Origin of the sequence: Allorhizobium sonneratiae (assembly GCF_023700755.1) — a bacterium.
Taxonomy (GTDB): Bacteria; Pseudomonadota; Alphaproteobacteria; order Rhizobiales; family Rhizobiaceae; genus Allorhizobium; species Allorhizobium sonneratiae.
The window spans coordinates 67,382-86,485 of the sequence record NZ_JAMKOJ010000008.1 but is presented as its reverse complement, the minus strand read 5'-3'; the positions used below and the strand labels follow the sequence as shown (position 1 = coordinate 86,485).

17 protein-coding genes and 1 riboswitch are annotated in these 19,104 nt (G+C 59.0%); of the genes, 12 read left to right on the top strand and 5 right to left on the bottom strand.

The features are described from left to right. Positions 1 to 3: 3 nt before the first annotated feature. From NAC44_RS15100 to NAC44_RS15045, 12 genes are all read left to right on the top strand, one after another. On the top strand, positions 4 to 1,170 hold the full coding sequence (locus NAC44_RS15100; protein ID WP_250942073.1) for a pectinesterase family protein: 1,167 nt from the start codon (positions 4 to 6) through the stop codon (positions 1,168 to 1,170). A gap of 187 nt (positions 1,171 to 1,357) precedes the next feature. Beyond that, positions 1,358 to 1,524: riboswitch (guanidine-I (ykkC/yxkD leader) on the top strand. Between the two features lie 68 nt (positions 1,525 to 1,592). Beyond that, positions 1,593 to 2,666, top strand: a complete 1,074-nt coding sequence (locus NAC44_RS15095) for a putative urea ABC transporter substrate-binding protein (protein WP_250942072.1) — start codon at positions 1,593 to 1,595, stop codon at positions 2,664 to 2,666. 142 nt (positions 2,667 to 2,808) lie between these two features. Next, entirely contained in the window at positions 2,809 to 3,624 is an 816-nt protein-coding gene (locus NAC44_RS15090) for an ABC transporter permease (protein WP_250942071.1), read from the top strand. Next, positions 3,624 to 4,439 (top strand): ABC transporter ATP-binding protein, encoded by an 816-nt coding sequence (locus NAC44_RS15085; RefSeq protein ID WP_250942070.1) that lies wholly within the window; start codon positions 3,624 to 3,626, stop codon positions 4,437 to 4,439. Before NAC44_RS15090 ends, NAC44_RS15085 begins: the two co-directional genes overlap by 1 nt. 9 nt (positions 4,440 to 4,448) lie before the next feature. Beyond that, complete coding sequence (locus tag NAC44_RS15080; RefSeq protein ID WP_250942068.1) at positions 4,449 to 5,276, top strand: urea amidolyase associated protein UAAP1; 828 nt, start codon at positions 4,449 to 4,451, stop codon at positions 5,274 to 5,276. An 11-nt stretch (positions 5,277 to 5,287) separates the two neighbouring features. After that, the gene (locus NAC44_RS15075; RefSeq protein ID WP_250942066.1) at positions 5,288 to 5,938 is read left to right on the top strand and encodes an urea amidolyase associated protein UAAP2; all 651 of its coding nucleotides are present in this window, start codon (positions 5,288 to 5,290) and stop codon (positions 5,936 to 5,938) included. Between the two features lie 3 nt (positions 5,939 to 5,941). Continuing rightward, positions 5,942 to 9,472 (top strand): urea carboxylase, encoded by a 3,531-nt coding sequence (gene uca, locus NAC44_RS15070; protein WP_250942065.1) that lies wholly within the window; start codon positions 5,942 to 5,944, stop codon positions 9,470 to 9,472. Beyond that, positions 9,472 to 11,277, top strand: a complete 1,806-nt coding sequence (atzF, locus tag NAC44_RS15065) for an allophanate hydrolase (protein WP_250942063.1) — start codon at positions 9,472 to 9,474, stop codon at positions 11,275 to 11,277. Before uca ends, atzF begins: the two co-directional genes overlap by 1 nt. Positions 11,278 to 11,332: 55 nt before the next feature. Next, complete coding sequence (locus NAC44_RS15060) at positions 11,333 to 12,265, top strand: DMT family transporter (RefSeq protein ID WP_250942061.1); 933 nt, start codon at positions 11,333 to 11,335, stop codon at positions 12,263 to 12,265. 162 nt (positions 12,266 to 12,427) lie between these two features. Next, positions 12,428 to 12,835 carry a hypothetical protein gene (locus NAC44_RS15055; RefSeq protein WP_250942060.1) on the top strand — a complete coding sequence of 136 codons (408 nt, stop codon included), beginning with the start codon at positions 12,428 to 12,430 and terminating at the stop codon, positions 12,833 to 12,835. 265 nt (positions 12,836 to 13,100) lie between these two features. Beyond that, the gene (locus NAC44_RS15050; RefSeq protein ID WP_250942057.1) at positions 13,101 to 13,565 is read left to right on the top strand and encodes a YaiI/YqxD family protein; all 465 of its coding nucleotides are present in this window, start codon (positions 13,101 to 13,103) and stop codon (positions 13,563 to 13,565) included. A gap of 386 nt (positions 13,566 to 13,951) precedes the next feature. After that, on the top strand, positions 13,952 to 14,620 hold the full coding sequence (locus tag NAC44_RS15045; RefSeq protein WP_250942054.1) for a DUF1345 domain-containing protein: 669 nt from the start codon (positions 13,952 to 13,954) through the stop codon (positions 14,618 to 14,620). A 79-nt stretch (positions 14,621 to 14,699) separates the two neighbouring features. On the opposite strand, the gene lpxB is transcribed toward NAC44_RS15045, so the two are convergent. From lpxB to lpxD, 5 genes are read right to left on the bottom strand one after another with little or no spacing between them, the layout of a single operon-like run. Then, positions 14,700 to 15,878, bottom strand: a complete 1,179-nt coding sequence (gene lpxB / locus NAC44_RS15040; RefSeq protein ID WP_250942052.1) for a lipid-A-disaccharide synthase — start codon at positions 15,876 to 15,878, stop codon at positions 14,700 to 14,702. Then, positions 15,875 to 16,723 (bottom strand): LpxI family protein, encoded by an 849-nt coding sequence (locus NAC44_RS15035; RefSeq protein ID WP_250942050.1) that lies wholly within the window; start codon positions 16,721 to 16,723, stop codon positions 15,875 to 15,877. The genes lpxB and NAC44_RS15035 overlap by 4 nt, the downstream gene beginning before the upstream one ends. 3 nt (positions 16,724 to 16,726) lie before the next feature. Continuing rightward, positions 16,727 to 17,542 carry an acyl-ACP--UDP-N-acetylglucosamine O-acyltransferase gene (lpxA, locus tag NAC44_RS15030; protein ID WP_250942048.1) on the bottom strand — a complete coding sequence of 272 codons (816 nt, stop codon included), beginning with the start codon at positions 17,540 to 17,542 and terminating at the stop codon, positions 16,727 to 16,729. Next, a complete protein-coding gene (gene fabZ, locus NAC44_RS15025) occupies positions 17,542 to 18,006 on the bottom strand; it encodes a 3-hydroxyacyl-ACP dehydratase FabZ (RefSeq protein ID WP_250942046.1) in 465 nt (154 codons plus the stop codon). The genes lpxA and fabZ overlap by 1 nt, the downstream gene beginning before the upstream one ends. A gap of 2 nt (positions 18,007 to 18,008) precedes the next feature. Continuing rightward, positions 18,009 to 19,070 (bottom strand): UDP-3-O-(3-hydroxymyristoyl)glucosamine N-acyltransferase, encoded by a 1,062-nt coding sequence (lpxD, locus tag NAC44_RS15020; protein WP_250942044.1) that lies wholly within the window; start codon positions 19,068 to 19,070, stop codon positions 18,009 to 18,011. Positions 19,071 to 19,104 lie beyond the last annotated feature (34 nt).

Below are 19,104 nucleotides of genomic sequence, written 5' to 3'. Positions count from 1 at the left end.
GCCATGGCAGCCGGACACTCGACCATGCTGCGCCGCCAATGGATGAAGGCCTGCCTGATGACTGCCCTGTTTCCCGATCTGATCTTCGACAAGGCTTTTGCCGGGCAATCCAAACCTGATGCCCCAGATGCCATCGTCGATCCGCATTCGGGCGCAACAGCATCCCAACCGGTCTATGCCACACTTACCGAGGCGTTGCAGGCCGCGCCTGCCGCATCGGCCAAACCCTTCCGGGTTTTGATCGGCCAAGGCCGGTTTCATGAAAAGCTGGTGATCGACAAGCCGAATATCATGCTGATCGGCGCAGGCATCGATGCCACGATTTTGAGCTTCGATGCCTTTGCCGGCGGCGAAAAGCCCGGCGGCGGGCATTGGGGCACCAATGGTTCGGCCACCGTCACCGTGCGTGCACCGGGCTTTGCCGCCCACAAGCTGACGATCCGCAACGACTTCGATTTTCTGGACAATGACCGGCGTGACCCTTCCGCCTCCGATCGGATTGGCGCCAGTCAGGCCGTCGCCCTGATGCTGGATCAGGGCGCAGACCGCAGCCTGTTCGATCAGGTCGCTCTTATCGGCTATCAGGACACGCTGTATGCCGATGCCGGGATAAGTCTGTTTACCCGCTGCCGCATAGCCGGAAATGTCGATTTCATTTTCGGTGCGGGAACGGCGCTGTTCAGCGATTGCGATATTGTCAGCCGCAGACGTGGCATGGCTTCGATCAGACCCGCCGGTTTCGTTACGGCACCGAGCACGAAGCTCGAAGATCCTTATGGACTGATTTTCCACGGATGCAGACTCATCCGGGAAGACGGCACCATCCCCAAGGCCAGTCATTATCTCGGACGGCCCTGGCATCCGACCCGGACCTTTGCCGATGGCCGTTATGCCGATCCGAATGCTGTCGGCCAGAGCCTGTTCATCGATTGCGAGATGGACGATCATATCGACAGTCGCGGCTGGACCGAGATGACCGGGCTGGCGAAAGACGGCAGCCGCCGCAGTTTCTCTCCCCTGAAAGAGGCGCGCTTTTTCGAATATCGAAGCCACGGCCCCGGTGCCGCCATCAATCCGGACAGGCCGCAGCTCTCCCATGAAGAGGCCAGCCGGTTTTCACCGGACAAGGTGTTGGGCGACTGGTTTGCAGCGCTTCATCAAGGCCAGTGAACCATGCCGCGAAAATCGGCAGGACGGCCTGATTTTAAGCAGGCAACGCCCCCAATATGCAGGGCAGCAAGGCAAGTCCCACATCACAATATAATATTAGATATTGAAATCAATATTTTAAATCAAAAACCGCCCCTTTGAAAAAACGAAATCCAAACATTGGCACGATGATTGCTTTCTATATTACCGAGTTGGCCGCTAGGGTTCCGGCGCTTTAATCTGTTCGTCTGCTTTTCGGAAAAACCACACATGGGTTTCCTCAAAGCAAGCACCAGAAGCGTGACTGGTCCGAGAGCAGCCACCGGCGGGGGAGACATCCCGTCGGGTGCACGGCGGGACAAAAGCCCGGGAGACCTCGTTAGCCAAGGGATTGGCGGCGTTGGTCTGTGCCGATCCCTTTTGACAAAACAAAGGGGAATGATATGCGAACTCTGAGCAAATTGCTTTCACTTTCACTGATCGGCGCAGCCCTTGCCTTTGGCGCGTCCACCTCTGCCGAGGCGGCACCGAAAAAGGAATTCAAGGTTGCCTGGTCGATCTATGTCGGCTGGATGCCCTGGGGGTATGCCGCCGATCACGGCATCGTCAAGAAATGGGCGGACAAATACCACATCAAGATCGATGTCACCCAGTTCAACGATTATGTGGAATCGATGAACCAGTACACCGCCGGTGCTTATGATGCGGTGACGCTGACCAATATGGACGGGCTGTCCATTCCCGCCGCCGGTGGCGTCGATACCACAGCCGTCATCGTCGGGGATTTTTCCAACGGCAATGACGCGGTGATCCTGAAGAACAAGGACAAGCTTGCCGACATCAAGGGCCAGAAGGTCAATCTGGTGCAATATTCGGTGTCGGAATATCTGCTCAGCCGGGCGCTGGAAAGCATTGGAATGAGCGAGCGTGACGTGAGCGTGGTCAACACCTCTGACGCCGATATGGTCGCCGCCTACAAGACGCCGGACGTCACCTCGGTCGTCACCTGGAACCCGCTGGTCTCGACCATTCTGCAGGACCCTTCCGCCCACAAGGTCTTCGACAGCTCCCAGATCCCCGGCGAAATCATGGATCTTATGGTGGCCAATACGCAGGTGCTGAAAGACAATCCGGATTTCGGCAAGGCGCTGGCGGGCATCTGGTATGACACGGTCAAGCTGATGATGTCCGATACGGCGGCAGGCAAGGCCGCAAAGACGGAGATGGGCAAGGCCTCCGGCACCGATCTTGCTGGTTTCGACAGCCAGCTCGCCGCAACGAAGCTCTTCGACAAGCCGCAGGAAGCCGCAAGCTTCACCGCCTCGGCCAAACTGCCGGAAACCATGAACCGGGTGCGCAAATTCCTGTTCGCCAAGGGGCTGCTTGGCAATGGCGCCCCCTCTGCCGATGTCATCGGCATCGAAATGCCCGATGGCAAGGTGCTGGGCGACAAGGGCAATGTGAAGCTGCGTTTCACCACCACCTATATGGACGCCGCCGCCAAGGGCACATTGTAACGCTGCCTGCCATCCAGCTTTCTACCGTGACCCTCGGTCCTGACCCGAGGATCTCCCGAAACAGGCACATGCCCGGCACAAAGCCGGGCATGACAGAAGACGCGGCGAATGATCCTTGCCGTACAGATAACGGAGCGACCCCATGCGGCTCATCAATCGAAAACCGGGCAATGGTGCGCGTCTGGCGCTGGGCTGCCTGCCCTTTGCCGCCTTGCTGATCGCCTATGCCGCAGGCTCGGCCATGCGCCTTGCCGAAAACCCGAATGACAAGCTGCTGCCCGGGCTGACGGCGCTGGTCAGCGCCATCAACCGCATGGCCTTCATCGCCGATCCGCGCACGGGCGATTATCTGCTGTTGACCGATACCTTGAGCAGCCTGACCCGGCTTTATTCCGGCCTTGGCATTTCAGCGGCAATTGCGCTGGCACTCGGGCTGCTGATCGGCCTCATTCCACTCGTCCGGGCGCTGATGGCACCGTTCGTTGCAGCGATTTCCATGGTGCCGCCGCTGGCGCTTCTGCCGATTCTGTTCATCGTCATGGGGCTGGGTGAAGCCTCGAAAGTGACGCTGATCGTCATTGGCGTCACACCGATCCTGATCCGCGATCTGGCACTGACGGCGCTCGCCCTGCCACGAGAGCAGATCGTCAAGGCCGAGACCCTGAGCGCCTCGAGCTGGCAGCTTGCCCTGCGCGTCATGCTGCCGCAAATCCTGCCGCGGCTGATCACGGCGCTTCGGCTGCAGATCGGCCCGGCCTTTCTGTTTCTGATTGCGGCAGAAGCGATCTCCTCGGAAAGCGGACTGGGCTTTCGCATCTTTCTGGTGCGGCGCTATCTCGCCATGGACGTGATCTTTCCCTATGTCGCCTGGATCACGCTGATTGCGGTCCTGAGCGATTATCTGCTCGACCGGCTGCGCATCGGTCTCTTCCCCTGGTCCGAGCTGGAGGCGCGATAATGAGCGAACTGACCATTAAAAAGCTCTGGAAAGAATATGGCGACCAGATCGTGCTGGAAAACGTCTCGATCGACATCGCCTCACGCGCCTTCGTGGCTTTGGTCGGTCCTTCCGGCTGCGGCAAGAGCACGTTTTTGCGCATGTTGCTCGGGCAGGAACAACCGACGCAAGGGGAAATCCTGCTGGACGGCAAACCGCTGCCACCGGAACCGGGGCCGGATCGCGGCGTGGTCTTCCAGCGCTATTCGGTGTTTCCGCATCTGACTGTGCTTGGCAATGTGCTGCTCGGCAAGGAGTTGTCCGCCGCCCGCTTTGCCGCCCGCCTTTTCGGGCAAGCGCGACGCAGCGCAATCGACGAAGCCCATGCCATGATTGCCGCCGTCGGCCTTGCCGGATCGGAAGGCAAATATCCGGCGCAGCTTTCCGGCGGCATGCAACAGCGCTTGGCGCTGGCGCAGGCGCTGATCATGAAGCCGCGTGTGCTGTTGCTGGACGAGCCCTTTGGCGCGCTCGATCCCGGCATCCGTGCCGAAATCCACCAACTGATGAAAACGCTCTGGCACGAAAACCCGATGACCGTGGTGATGGTGACGCATGACATGCGGGAAGCCTTCACGCTCGCCACCCGCGTCGTCGCCTTCGAGCGTCCGCGTGACCGGCCTGAGGAAAAGCTGCGCTACGGCGCCACCATCACCAGAGACATTTCCATCTGGCCGCCACGCCAGGCCGGAACCGCTTCCATTTTTCGCCCAGACCGGGACGGCCCGGTCAAGAAAGACGGGCCTTACCGGGACGACCCGGCACATCGTCGATAGGAGAGACACATGCATATCCGACGCTCTGCCGAAGAGATTGCCGCCAACCGGGCGCGCTATGAGGAACATAAGAAAAAGGGGCTGGAGTTTGCCCCCAAATCGCTGCCGGGTAAAAGCGCCCTGCCCGCGCCCGATCTCGATGAAAAAACCGTGGTGCATCAGGAGGTCATCCCCGGCGGCTGGTATTGGTCAACGCGAGTGAAGGCGCTGGAAACGCTGCGCATTCATCTGACCCACGGCTTTTCCACCGTCTCATTGATCGCCTGGAACGCATCCGACCCGGTGGAGCGGCTGAACCTGCCCGACACGGCGAAACTGCAATGGACCACCGGGCTTGGCAAAGGCAGGGTGATCTTTTCCGATATGGGCAAGGTGATGTTTTCCATCACCGAAGACAGCAGTGGCGCCCATGATTGCCTGATGGGCGGCTCCACCGCCGCCGCCAATGCCCGCAAATATCAAGGCTCCAACAGCGCCGCTATCAGAAACAGCCGCGACAACTTCGTGCTGATGGCCACCAAGGCCGGACTTTCCAAGCAGGATATTCCGGCAGCTTTGTCGCTCTTCGCCCCCGTTCGCGTCGATGCCGAAGGCCGCTTCCAGTGGAAGCCGGAGCTGCTGAACGAGGGCGATTACGTCGACCTGCGCGCCGAGATGGATATGATCGTCGGCTTTTCCAACTGCCCGCATCCGCTCGACCCCAATCCCTCCTATGCGCCCAATCCGGTGACGATCACCCGTCTTCAAGCGAGGGAACCCGCCGCAGATGACCTCTGCCGCACCGCCACCGCCGAGGCCGTTCGCGGCTTTGAAAACAACGCTCTGGCCGCGCTCTGAGGAGAATGAACATGTCCCAATTCAAAGCTACCTCCCCCGCCCGCGTACCGGACAATGCCGTGCAGGAGCATTTCATCCCGGCGGAAGCGCCCTTTTCCACCTTGGTGAAACAAGGCCAGATTCTGCGCATTGAAGACAGTTACGGTCAGCAGGCCGTCGATACGCTCTTCTACAATGCCGAGGATTTTTCCGAGCGTTATTCCAGCCAGGATACGATGCGAGAACAGGGTGCGGCCTATATCTCCACCGGCACGAAGATCATCTCCAACGAAGGCCGGGTGATGCTGACCATGGTGGCCGACAGCTGCGGACGCCATGACACCTCGGCAGGTGCCTGCTCCTGCGAGAGCAACACGGTCCGCTTCGGCCATGGCACCAAATATCTCCATGCCTGCCGCGACAATTTCGTGCTGGAAGTGTCCAGACACGGCATGAGCAAGCGTGACGTGGTGCCGAACATCAATTTCTTCATGAATGTGCCGATCGAACCCTCGGGCGAGATGACCATTGTCGATGGCATTTCCGCGCCGGGCGATTTCGTCGAACTGAAGGCGGAGATGGATGTGCTGCTGGTGATTTCCAATTGCCCGCAGATCAACAATCCGTGCAATGGCTTCGATCCGACCCCGGTGCGCGTTCTGGTCTGGGACAGTGAGGTCTGAACCATGTTCAAAAAGGTTCTGATTGCCAATCGCGGCGAAATCGCCGTGCGGATCATCCGCACGCTCCGGAAAATGGGCATTGCCTCGGTTGCCGTGCATTCCGATGCCGACCGCTTTGCCAAAGCCGTGCAACTCGCCGATGAAGCGGTGCGGCTTGGCCCGGTACCGGCTGCCCAAAGCTATCTCGATGTCGAGGCGGTGATTGCCGCCTGCAAGGCGACGGGAGCTGAGGCCGTGCATCCGGGCTATGGCTTTCTGTCGGAAAATATCGGCTTTGCCGAACGGCTGGCGCAGGAAGGCATTGCCTTTATCGGCCCCACACCGGCCAATATCGCCGCTTTCGGGCTGAAACACACCGCCCGGGAACTGGCTGAGAAAAGCGGCGTGCCGCTTCTGCCCGGCAGTGCCCTGCTCGACAGCGCCGAGGAGGCGCTGAGCGAGGCCGAGCGGATCGGCTATCCGGTGATGCTGAAATCCACCGCCGGCGGCGGCGGCATCGGCATGCAGCTCTGCGCCGATGCGGCAGCGCTGAAAACGGCCTTCGACAGCGTGCAGCGCACGGCAAAGGCCAGTTTCGGCGATGCCCGTGTCTATCTCGAACGCTTCGTCGCCAAGGCGCGCCATGTTGAAGTACAGATCTTCGGCGATGGCGAAGGACGGGTGATTGCGCTTGGCGAACGGGATTGCTCGCTGCAACGGCGCAATCAGAAGGTCATCGAGGAAACCCCGGCACCGGGCTTGAGCGATGATGTGCGCCAGCGTCTGCACACAGCGGCGGTGTCGCTGGGTCGGTCGGTGAATTATCGCTCCGCCGGTACGGTGGAATTCATCTACGATCCGGCCCGGCAGGAATTCTATTTCCTCGAGGTCAACACACGGCTTCAGGTCGAGCATCCGGTCACGGAAGAAGTCTTCGGCATCGATCTCGTCGAATGGATGATCCGGCAGGCGGCGGGTGAGGATGTGCTGACCGGCACGGAAAACCTCACCCCGAAAGGGGCCGCCATCGAGGCCCGCCTCTATGCGGAAATGCCCCATGCCGATTTCCGCCCCAGCGCCGGGCTGCTGACAGAGGTGCAGTTTCCGCAAGGCGTGCGCGTCGATGGCTGGATCGAGACCGGCACCGAAGTAACACCCTTTTACGATCCGATGCTGGCCAAGGTGATCGTGTCCGGCGAAAGCCGTGAGGCGGCCATCACGGCTTTACAGCAGGCGCTGGACGGTTCTTCCATATCAGGCATCGAAACCAATCTCGATTATCTGAAAGCCATTGCCGCCTCCGATCTGTTCAAAAGTGCCGATGTCGCCACCACGGCGCTGAAGGATTTCCGCTTCGTGCCGGATGTGGTGGAGGTGATCGCCCCCGGCGCGCAATCCAGCCTTCAGGAGCTGCCGGGACGGCTGGGGCTGTGGCATGTCGGCGTGCCGCCGAGCGGGCCAATGGATGAGCGCTCCTTCCGCCATGCCAACCGGCTGGTGGGCAATGACGATGAAACAGCGGCGCTGGAGCTGACGGTCTCGGGACCGATGCTGACATTCTTCTCCGATGTGACGGTGGCGCTGGCGGGGGCCGTCATGCCAATGATGCTGGATGGCGCGCCCATTGCCCATGATACGGCCATTCCGATCAAGGCAGGACAGACGCTTGCCATCGGCAGCATCGAGGGGGCGGGCCAGCGCGCCTATCTTGCCGTCTCCGGCGGCTTTGCCGCCCCTGTCGTTTTGGGTTCCCGCGCCACCTTCGGGCTTGGCCAGTTCGGCGGCCATGCCACCGGCACGCTGAAAGCCGGCCATGTGCTGCGGCTGGCGCGTGCGCCTCAATCCGCACCAAAGCCAGCACAGGAACCCGCGGAACTTTCCCGCCACTGGCAGGTGGGCGTGATTTACGGTCCGCATGGCGCACCGGATTTCTTTCAGGATGAGGACATCGAAACCCTGTTCTCCACCGATTACGAGGTGCATTTCAACAGCGCCCGCACCGGCGTGCGGTTGATGGGCCCGGCCCCGAAATGGGCGCGCAGCGATGGCGGCGAGGCAGGCCTTCACCCCTCCAACCTGCATGACAATGCCTATGCCATCGGCGCCATCGATTTCACCGGCGACATGCCGATCATTCTCGGTCCAGACGGCCCAAGCCTCGGCGGCTTCGTCTGCCCGGCGGTGATTGCGGCGGATGAGCAGTGGAAGATGGGGCAGTTCAAGCCGGGGGATAAAATCCGGTTCTATCCCGTGGCACGGGATACAGAGCTTCTCGCCGGTCCAGTCGTCAAACGCCTCCCGGCCGAAACCGGCTCTCCAATCATTGGAGCAGACCAATCCGGCCCCGTCTCCGTCACCTATCGCCGTCAGGGCGATGACAATCTGCTGGTCGAATATGGCGAGATGCAGCTTGATATCGGACTGAGACTGCGCATCCATCTGCTGATGCAAGCGGTACAGGCGGCGAAACTGCCCGGCCTGATCGATCTCACCCCTGGCATCCGCTCATTGCAGATCCATTATGACGGCGCGTCACTGCCACGCCACCGGCTACTTGGACAATTGCAGGAGATCGAAAAGAGCCTGCCCGATATGCGCGTTGTCACGGTGCCGAGCCGCACCGTCTATCTGCCGCTTTCCTGGAACGATCCAGAGGCAGAGCTTGCCATGCGCAAATATCAGGAACTGGTGCGGCCAAATGCGCCCTGGTGCCCCTCCAATATCGAGTTCATCCGCCGCATCAACGGGCTTGCCGATGAAGAGGCGGTGAAGCAGACGATTTTCAACGCCAGCTATCTGGTGATGGGGCTGGGAGACGTCTATCTTGGTGCTCCCGTGGCAACACCGCTCGATCCGAGGCACAGGCTGGTGACAACGAAATACAATCCCGCCCGCACCTGGACGCCGGAAAATGCCGTTGGCATCGGCGGGGCCTATATGTGCATCTATGGCATGGAGGGGCCGGGCGGCTATCAGCTCTTCGGCCGCACCATTCAGGTGTGGAACACATGGCGCAAAACGCCGGTCTTCACCAGGCCCTGGCTTCTCGATTTCTTCGACCGCATTCGCTTCTTCCCCGTCAGTCACGACGAACTGATGGAAGCGCGTGACGCCTTTCCGCATGGGGCCTATCCGATCCGCATCGAAGAGGGCCGTTTCTCCTATGGTGCCTATGAGGCCGAGCTTGCCGCCAATGCCAGTGGCATTGCCGCCTTCAAGCAACAGCAACAGGCGTCCTTCGAGGCCGAGCGCCAGCGCTGGAAGGATCAGGGCCTCGATACGTTTCAGGTGGATGACGGGGGTGGCCCCGGCCTTGACGGCGATGTGCCACCCGGCTGCATCGGCGTCGAAAGCGCCGTGCCGGGCAATATGTGGCGGCTTCTGGTCGAGGAAGGCCAGACCGTTCAGGCCGGAGAGCCGATTGCCATTATCGAATCGATGAAAATGGAAGTGACCGTAACTGCCCACGCAAGCGGAATTCTGCGTGAACTGCGTGCGGCCCCCGGCCGGACGGTAAAAGCCGGCGATGTGATTGCCATTCTGGAGACGAACTGATGCTGCCGACCATTCTTGACCTGACCACGCTGCGCAACGCCTATGCAGAGGGGCTTTCGCCCCTTGCTCTGGTGGAGGAGGTGATTGCCCGCCGCAACGCCTCTGCCGATCCGGCGATCTTCATCACGCCGACAGCCGATGAGGATCTGCGCAACGCGGCAAAGGCACTGATCGCGCGTGCGCCGGAGCCAAACAGCCTGCCGCTCTGGGGCATTCCCTTTGCGGTCAAGGACAATATTGACGTCAAGGATCTGCCAACCACGGCAGCCTGCCCGGCCTATGCCTACGAGCCTCTCGACGACGCCACCGTGGTGGCGCGGCTGAAGGCAGCAGGCGCACTCGTCATCGGCAAGACCAATCTCGACCAGTTCGCCACCGGACTGAATGGCACGCGCTCGCCCTATGGCGCGCCGCGTTCGGTTTTCGATCCGGCCTATGTGTCGGGCGGTTCCAGCTCCGGCTCGGCAGTGGCCGTGGCCTCGGGCCTTGCCACTTTTGCGCTCGGCACCGATACGGCGGGATCGGGCCGGGTGCCCGCCGCCTTCAACAACATTGTCGGTATCAAGCCGACACCGGGTCTGGTGCCGAATTCCGGCGTGGTGCCGGCCTGCCGCAGCGTCGATGTCGTCACCGTCTTTGCCGCAACCGTTGGCGATGGCGTGACGATCCGTAAAGTGATGGACGGCTATGACGCGCGCGACCCCTTCTCCCGCCCGGCCAGCCCCGCAAGCCTTCCCGCAACGGCACTGAAGATCGGCGTTCTGGCCGAGGGAGAGCGCGAATTTTTCGGCAATACCGCCTTTGAAGCGCTCTATGACGCCGCCATCTCGCGGGCGAAAACCTTGGGCGCTGACATCGTTCCCTTCGATTACGCCCCCTTCCGCAAGGCGGCAGAACTGCTTTACAACGGCCCCTGGGTAGCGGAACGGCTGGCGGCCGTGAAAGATTTTCTCGACAGCAATGCCGGGGATTTTGACCCCACGGTGCGCAGCATCATCGAAGGTGCGAAAGCCTATGACGCCGTCAATGCCTTTGAGGGGCTTTACCGGCTGCGCGCACTGGGCCAGCAGATGCGGGCTGAATGGGCCAAGGTGGATGTGCTGATGCTGCCGACCTCGCCGACCACCTATACGGTCGAGGACATGCTGGCCGACCCGATTGCCCGCAACGGCCATTTCGGGCGCTACACCAATTTTGCCAACCTGATGGGCTGTGCGGCCATCGCCATTCCCGCAGGCTTCGATGAGGACGACCATCTTCCTGCGGGTGTCATGTTGATCGGACCCGAATTCAGCGACGATGCCCTTGCTCCCTTCGCCGATGCCCTGCACCGCGCCGCAGACTGCGGCATGGGCAAGGACAAGGCCGCCCGCCTGCCGGAAGACAGCAAGGTCAAGGCTGCGGATGACGGCATGATCCAGATCGTCGTGGTCGGCGCGCATTTGACCGGGATGCCGCTCAATCACGAACTCACCGGACCCGGCGGTTTTCTGGTGCGGCGCTGCCGCACCGCCGCCGATTACCGGCTGTTTGCCCTGCCCAACACCACGCCGCCGAAACCAGGCCTGCTCCGCGAGCCGGGCTTTGCCGGGCCGGGTCTGGAGGTCGAGGTGTGGAAACTGCCAGCCGCCGCCTTCGGTCGCTTCACTGCCCAGATTCCGGCGCCTCTCGGTATCGGCAAGGTAACGCTGGAGGATGGTGAGCAGGTGTCCGGTTTTCTCTGCGAAGCGCATGCGCTACAGGGTGCTGAAGACGTCACAGCCCATGGTGGCTGGCGCGCTTATATTGCGTCGCGCAAGGCCTGATCACGGCTTGCAAGCTTCATCAGCCTGTGCTCATTCATCGGGGTGAGGGACCCCGATGACAGCTTTTTCAAACGATTCGTCCAGCATTGTTCGTGGCATGATGCTGATGGGTGGCACCATGCTGGTTTTGCCGTGCATGGATGCCATCGCCAAATACATGGCCAATGTCGAAAACATGTCGCCGGGGCAAGTGACCTTCTACCGCTTTTTCTTCCAGCTCTCGTGCACCCTGCCCTTTCTGCTTCTGCTGAATGGCCGCTCCGCTTTCTCGGCGAAACGCCCTTTGATGAACCTGCTGCGCGGAGCCCTGCATGGGGCGGCGTCGCTCTGCTTCTTTGCGGCGGTGAAATATATGCCGCTTGCTGATGTGTTCGCGATCTACTTCGTCGAACCCTTCATGCTCACGGCCCTTTCGGCGATGTTTCTGAAAGAGCGGGTCGGCTGGCGGCGATGGCTGGCCATTTTGATTGGCTTTTGCGGTGCCATGATCGTCATTCAGCCGAGCTTTGCCCTGTTTGGCTTGACCTCGCTTCTGCCCGTGCTGTGCGCTTTTCTCTTTGCCCTCTACATGTTTTTGAACCGGGCCATCGGCATGGCCGATTCGCCGATGACCATGCAGACCATGGCCGGAATGGGCGGCACTTTCTTCATGGGTCTCATGATCCTCATAGGCACCAAAGCAGGAAATCCTGATTTCACGCCATCCTTGCCTGCAACAGCCAAGGGGCTTTGGCTGCTGATCCTGTTGGGTGTTCTCTCCGGCTATCTTCATCTTCTGGTGGTGAAGGCTTTTCGTATGGCACCGCTGTCTGTGCTGGCCCCCTTTCAGTATTTCGAGATCATCGCCGCAACCATACTCGGCTACTGGCTCTTCGGTGATTTTCCCAGCCTGTCCAAATGGTTCGGCATTGTTATCATTGTCGCCTCCGGTCTCTTCATACTTTGGCGGGAACAGGTACGAGCCCGCCAGAGTGAGCTCGCGGCATGATGTCAGCCCTGACCCGACAGGGAATAAGGACACAACCATTTTTGGCACTATGGCTCGTTTCCGCACATATTAAAAGTTGAGTAACCACACTTATTAGGCTGGTTGCAAGACCTCATGCCCTAGACCCATTTCCGGTTTCATGATGAAACGAGGACATAAAAAATGAGAGATTTTCGCCTCTCCTTTCCGGCCAATATGATTGCCGGAAAGAGCAGGATGGATCGGCATGACGTGATCCTTCTGAAAACCTATGGGATGCCCCAGGGCGCGCGCTCGCGCGAAGATGCACTGACACTTCTGGTTCTGAATGACTGCTGTCCGGAAAAATGTCCGGAATGGCCGGATTATTTCATCGAACAGATCGCCCATTACATCGTCTTTGTCATGGCGCCCGAACGCTGGCTCAACACCGCCAAGATGCAGTGGATCGAACGCATCTTCACCACGTTCGGCGTTGCCAACTCACAAACAGAACAGCGGTTGCTGGCAAGAATAATCGAACTTTTGCCTTTTGTACCAACCGGTCTAACGGAATTCGCACAACCTCATCCCGAGCATGTCGCGTTTTAGAGCATTGTCCCGAGAAAAGTGCGTAGCGGTTTTCCCTCCGGAAATGCGTAGAAACAAAGAGTTAGAGCGATTTGGTGTTTCCGTGACACAGTGAACCGCTCTAACGGTTGAAAGCAAATGTCGGCAGCATGAAAACCACGAGCAACGTTAGGCTTTGAGTGGAATTTAAAGAATTTGATGTTTGTCGATCATTCCACTGCCCTTTATGACATTATGGATGAGAACATCGTCACCAAGCCGGCATCAGAGCAGAAAAGGAATGACAATGACCGATCATCCTGTCGAGCATGGCATTTATGTCGATGCCGACGCCTGCCCGGTCAAGGCAGAAATATTGAAAGTGGCGCAACGACACGGTTTGCCGGTTATTTTCGTTGCCAATTCCGGCCTCAGACCTTCCCGCGATCCCATGGTACGCCATGTGATTGTTTCAAACAGCTTCGACGCCGCCGATAACTGGATTGCCGAACGCGTCGGTCACGGTGACATCGTGGTCACAGCAGATATTCCGCTTGCATCGCGTTGTGTTCAGGCTGGCGCGCTGGTCACGGGTCCGACAGGCCGGATCTTTGATAACGGCAATATCGGCATGGCATCGGCCATGCGCGATCTTGGTCAGCACCTGCGTGAAACCGGGGAAAGCAAAGGCTATAATGCCGCCTTCAGCCCGCGCGATCGCTCCCGCTTTCTGGAGGCACTCGAACAGTTATGTCGTCGTGTGACAGCCTGAAGCGCATGCACTTGATACGATGAACACCGCCCGTCCCCTTACTTCAGAACCGCCTATTCCATCAACATCATTGGAACGAAATGTGAGAGCCAGTCTTCGGAGCAATCCGAAGCGATTCCACTTTTCTATATAAATGCTCTACCTTTTTGTTCTTGCGCATTTCCGAACAAAAAACCCCTACAGCGAGTTTTGCGCGCCCAATATGGCGCACAAAACTCGCTGTAGCACGTTTCATCTGCTGCATCATTTTCACCTTAAATCTCACCCGATTTAAGGAATGATGCAGTCAGCACTTTTCTCGGGACAATGCTCTCGCAAACAGGTTCAAACGCTCCAACTATTCCGTGGCGTTCGATAACACGTAGACGTCTGTCAGGGAGAGCATAATGGCCAACCAGTCCCATCAACGTTATTTGCGGCTGAAACGCCGCCACAGTCCCTTTTACTTTGCGCTCACCGGCATGGCGATCACCCTTGCGTTCGGCCTGTTTCTGCAGCCGCGTCTGGCGATCGAAGCGGCGGCCATCGTCTTCTTCCTCATCTATCTGGGAATGATGGCCAAACGCATTCCCCGCATGTCATCGGCAAAGCTGAAGGCCAGCCCGGAGCGCGATGACGAACCCGCGCCGGTCATTCTATTCATCACGCTGTTTGCCGTCATAGCCGCTGTGATCGCACTATTTAATGCCCTTAACCGCGCCCATAATCCCAGCAATGTGGAAGTCGGACTGGCTTTTGTCTCGGTCATTCTGGGTTGGTTGACCATTCACACCATGTTCGCAGCTCATTATGCGCATCGTTTCTGGCGTCATCGGCAAGGACCAGATGGGCTGCAACAGGATAAGGGACTGGAATTTCCGCAAACAGCAGAACCGGACGGCACTGATTTTCTTTATTTTTCTTTTGTCATCGGCATGACAGCCCAGACTTCCGACGTTGCCATCACCACCTCATCCATGCGGCGGATGAATCTGGCCCATGCCGTCGTTTCCTTCTTTTTCAATACAGTTCTGGTCGCCGCCGCCGTCAATACCGTGCTGTCACTGGCGGGTTAACCTCTTTCTCCGGAAATAGTTGAAAACGATTTTCCCAACATGAGATGCGAGCACACGACATAAGCCTGTACACAAAACATCAGGCAGAGGTTTTGCGCGCCTGCAGCATCGAGAGAATGATTTCAGCTCCCGCCTCTCCGGCTGGAGCCTCTGTCTGCATGGCGCTCCAGACCGTCTCGAAACCGGCCAGCATGGCGTGGCGCTCCGGCGTGTCTGTGGTCAGCCGCTCCATCCAGCGGATCAGCGACCCGGCACGGATCTGTTCGTTCAGATATTCCGGCACAATCGGATAATCGGCGATGATGTTGGGAAGCGCCCCAGTCCAGATCTTGATACGCTTATGCATGAGCTTGATCAGCCAGTCGGTCTTGTAGGTCGAAACCATCGGCACACCCGCCAGCGCCAGCTCAAGGATCACCGTACCTGAAGCGGCCAGAGCAGCATCGGCTTCGGCAAAAGCCTGCCACTTCATCTCCTCACCCAGCACGATCTCGGGCAGCACCGTCCAGCCGGCCATGGCATCGCGGATCTGCGCCTCCCGCCGCGCCACGGCCGGCAGCACAAAACGCGTCTGGCCATTGCGCGCGACATAATCATGCACGACATCGCGATAAATCGCCATATGAGCGGCCACTTCGGCGCTGCGCGAGCCAGGCAGCAGCAAAATCGTCTTCGGCTCATCGCGCGCCGGAACGGTTCTGAGCGCCCGCGCCGAACGGCAGGCCAGAACCGCCAGCTCTGATGACAATCGATGGCCGACAAAATGGGTTGCAGGCCCGCCGAGCCGCTGCATCACTTCAGGCTCGAAGGGCAGAACAGCCAGAACCGCATCGACATAGGAGAGCATCGCCTGCGCCCGGTATTCCTTCCAGGCCCAGACGCTTGGACAGACATAATCAATCACAGGCACACCCGGCAAAGCCGCCCGCACCTTCTTCGCCACGCGGTGGGTGAAATCGGGACTGTCGATAATCAGCAGAAGATCGGGACGGGCTGCAGCAATCGCTTTCGCCGTCTGATCAATCCGACGGATGAAATGTGGCAGGCGTGCCAGGATCTGCGTCACGCCCATCACCGACAATTCCGAAAAATCAAACAGCGACTGCAACCCCTCCGCCTGAAGCGAAGGCCCGCCCACACCGATCAGCCGGATATCACCGGCGTAAAGACGCTTCAGGCCGGCAATCAGGTTTCCACCAAGCAGATCGCCCGAGACCTCACCCGCCACAACCGCAATTGTCAGAGGTTTGTCGCTCACCTTGCGTCTCCAGCTTCGATGCCTGTGATGAACAACCCCGCCCTGTTTGCTGCGTCAAGACTGTCCTCACGCTGCAAAAGCAGCGCCCTGCCCGCCTCAACGGCAATGCCGGCCAGCCCGGCCTTTGCCGCATTTTCAACTGTGGAGAGACCAATCGCCGGGAGATCGGCGCGGACATCCTGTTGCGGCTTGGCCAGTTTGACCAGCACACCGCGTCGTTTTGGAGAAATGCGGCCTTCGGCGCGAAGGTCTGCCACCCGTTGCAGCATCCGATCCGTGCCTTCGACGCCCTCAAGCGCAACAATCCGCCCGCCGACAACCACCGCACCCTGCCCGACATCAAGTCGCCCCAACGCCTCTGCCGCTGCGACGCCAACCGCAATATCTCTCAAATCGTCATGACCGGGTTTAACGTCCCCCAGAGGGCCGGTTTCGGCCAGAAGCTGCGGTGCAATCTCATGCGCCCCGACCACCCGGCAGCCCTGCGCCTCAAGCAAGGTGATCACCATTTTCAACACAGCATCGTCACCACCGGAAATCAGCGTGCGAACCACCGAGGGAAGTTTCAGCAAAAATCGAAGATTGACGTGTATTTCCTTGAAAGCAGGACGTTTTTTTACACCACCGGATAGAACGACACGCTCGATGCCATGGCGCTTGATCAAGCGGCCAAGGCCTGCCATGTCGCCAACGCCAATCACGGCGTGATCAAACCCGTCCCAACGTCGATCCGTTTCATTCTTCAGCGGCAGGATAAAGGGATCTTCACCCGCAGCACGCGCTGCCCCGGCGACATAGACCGGCAACAACCCGTTGCCGGCAATGATCGCCAGTCGTCCAGCCATGGCTCAGGCCTTGCCGCGGAAGGGCGAGGACAGGGCACGATCACCTTCCGCTGCGATGAAATCGAAGATTTCCAACGCCTCCTGGCAATCAGAAAACTCATCCCGCAGGGAAGCAGCACGTTCACGAATGGCGCCTTCTTCCTCGAAAATCGCTTTGAACGCCTTGCGCACCCGATGGATCGTTGCCCGCTCGATACCGGCTCGCGTCATACCGACAACATTGAGGCCTCCGAGCAGACCGGGATTGCCGTTCAACATGCCGTAAGGGATGACATCGTAACTGCAGGCGCTCAAGCCACCGATAAAGGCCTGACGCCCGATGCGGGTGAACTGATGCACCGCCGCACCGCCACCCAGAATGGCTCTGTCAGCAATTTTGACATGGCCGGCCAGCATCACATTGTTCGACAGAATGATGTTGTCACCGAGTTGGCAATCATGCGCCACATGGGAATTGGCCAGAAACAGGTTGCGATTGCCAACCACCGTATGGCCGCCGCCTTCCACCGTCCCGCAATTGATCGTCACCCCTTCACGCATGGTGCAGCCATCGCCGATCGTCAGCGTTGTTTCCTCACCATTGTGGTGAATGCTCTGCGGCTCGCCCCCGATCACAGCATTGGGAAACATCCGGCAGTTCTTGCCGATCACGGTCTTGCCGGTCACCACGACATGCGAAAGCAGTTCGCAGCCATCCCCCAGAACGACCTTCGCACCAATGTGGCAGAAGGGACCGATCACGACATTCTCGCCGATCACCGCGCCATCCTCGACAAGGCTGAGCGGGTGAATGCGCGCGCTGGCAGCAACAGCGCCCATCATTGCTGGTCCTTGCGAACGATCATGGCCCCGACATCGGCCTCAGCCACCAATGCGCCATCCACCTTGGCATCACAATGGAATTTCCAGATATTGCCACGCTGTTTCTGCTTGACGACATGAAACTCAACACGATCGCCCGGCACAACAGGCTTACGGAAACGGGCATTGTCAATCGTCATGAAGTAGACCAGATCGCCGCCATTACCGGCATTGCGCGCGCAAATGGCCCCCGCCGTCTGCGCCATGCCCTCAATCAAAAGAACGCCCGGCATGATCGGACGCTCGGGAAAATGACCGGTAAAATGCGGTTCATTGGCTGTCACATTCTTGATGCCGATGGCAGAATTGTCGCCATCGATCTCGATAATCTTGTCAACCAGCAGGAAGGGATAGCGATGCGGCAGGAGTTTCATGATCTCCACAATATCCGCACTGCCCAATTCAGTCTTCTCAACGGTCATGTCTACCCCTTTCTCGACTTCGTCCTGCTGTCCGAACGACTCAGGATTTCCGCGCAATCGCGCAGGAAATCCGCAAGTGGTCTCGCTGGAATGCCACCATATTTTCCGCCAGGCGGCAAAGATCCGACAACACCGCTATAGGCGGCAATCTGCACACCGTCGCCGATGGTTATATGGCCATTGATACCCGCTCCGCCGCCAATCATCACGCCATCACCGATCACCGTACTACCGGCTATACCAACCTGAGCAACAATGCCGCAATGGCGACCGATCCTGACATTGTGTCCGATCTGAACTTGGTTATCGATTTTCGTGCCTTCACCGATCACCGTATCATCCATTGTCCCACGATCGATCGTCGTATTCGCTCCGATCTCGACATGGTCCTGAATGATCACCCGGCCGATCTGCACAATTTTTACCATGCCGCGTGGGCCCGGTGCATAACCGAAACCGTCCTGCCCGATCCTTGCACCATTATGAATGATAACGTGATTGCCGAGATAGGCTGCCAGAATACTGGCACCGGCGGCGATCGTGCAGTGACGCCCGATCTTGACGCCCTGCCCGATCACCGAACCCGCGCCAATATGAGTGCCTTCACCAATCTCAACGCCTGCGCCGATCACTGCCATTGGCTCGACCACGACACCATCTTCCAGTCTCGCCGATGGATCAACGAAGGCGGCAGATGAGACCTGCCGGGCGGCAACCTCGGTAACAGGGGCCGGCGTTTGTGCCAAAGGATGCAGAATCTGTCCGGCCAAGGCAAACGCACCATGGGGATTGCTGCAGATCAGCACAGGAATATGGCCTGGAACAATCGATTGCAGACCTGGCTCGCATAGCACAGCACCGGCCTGACAGGTTTCAAGTTCCTGCTTGTTCTTTCGGGAGAGAATATAGCAAATGTCCGAGGACTTCGCCCTGTATACCGGGGAGACAGAGCGGATGACAACATCACCTGCCCCATCCGCTCCAATCAATTCCGCCCCAAGTCGATCCGCCAGTTCACTGAGGCGAATACCCGCATGGGGAGGAAAAAAATCATGATACTCCATTATGCTCTTATCCTGGACGAAACCATTCAACTCA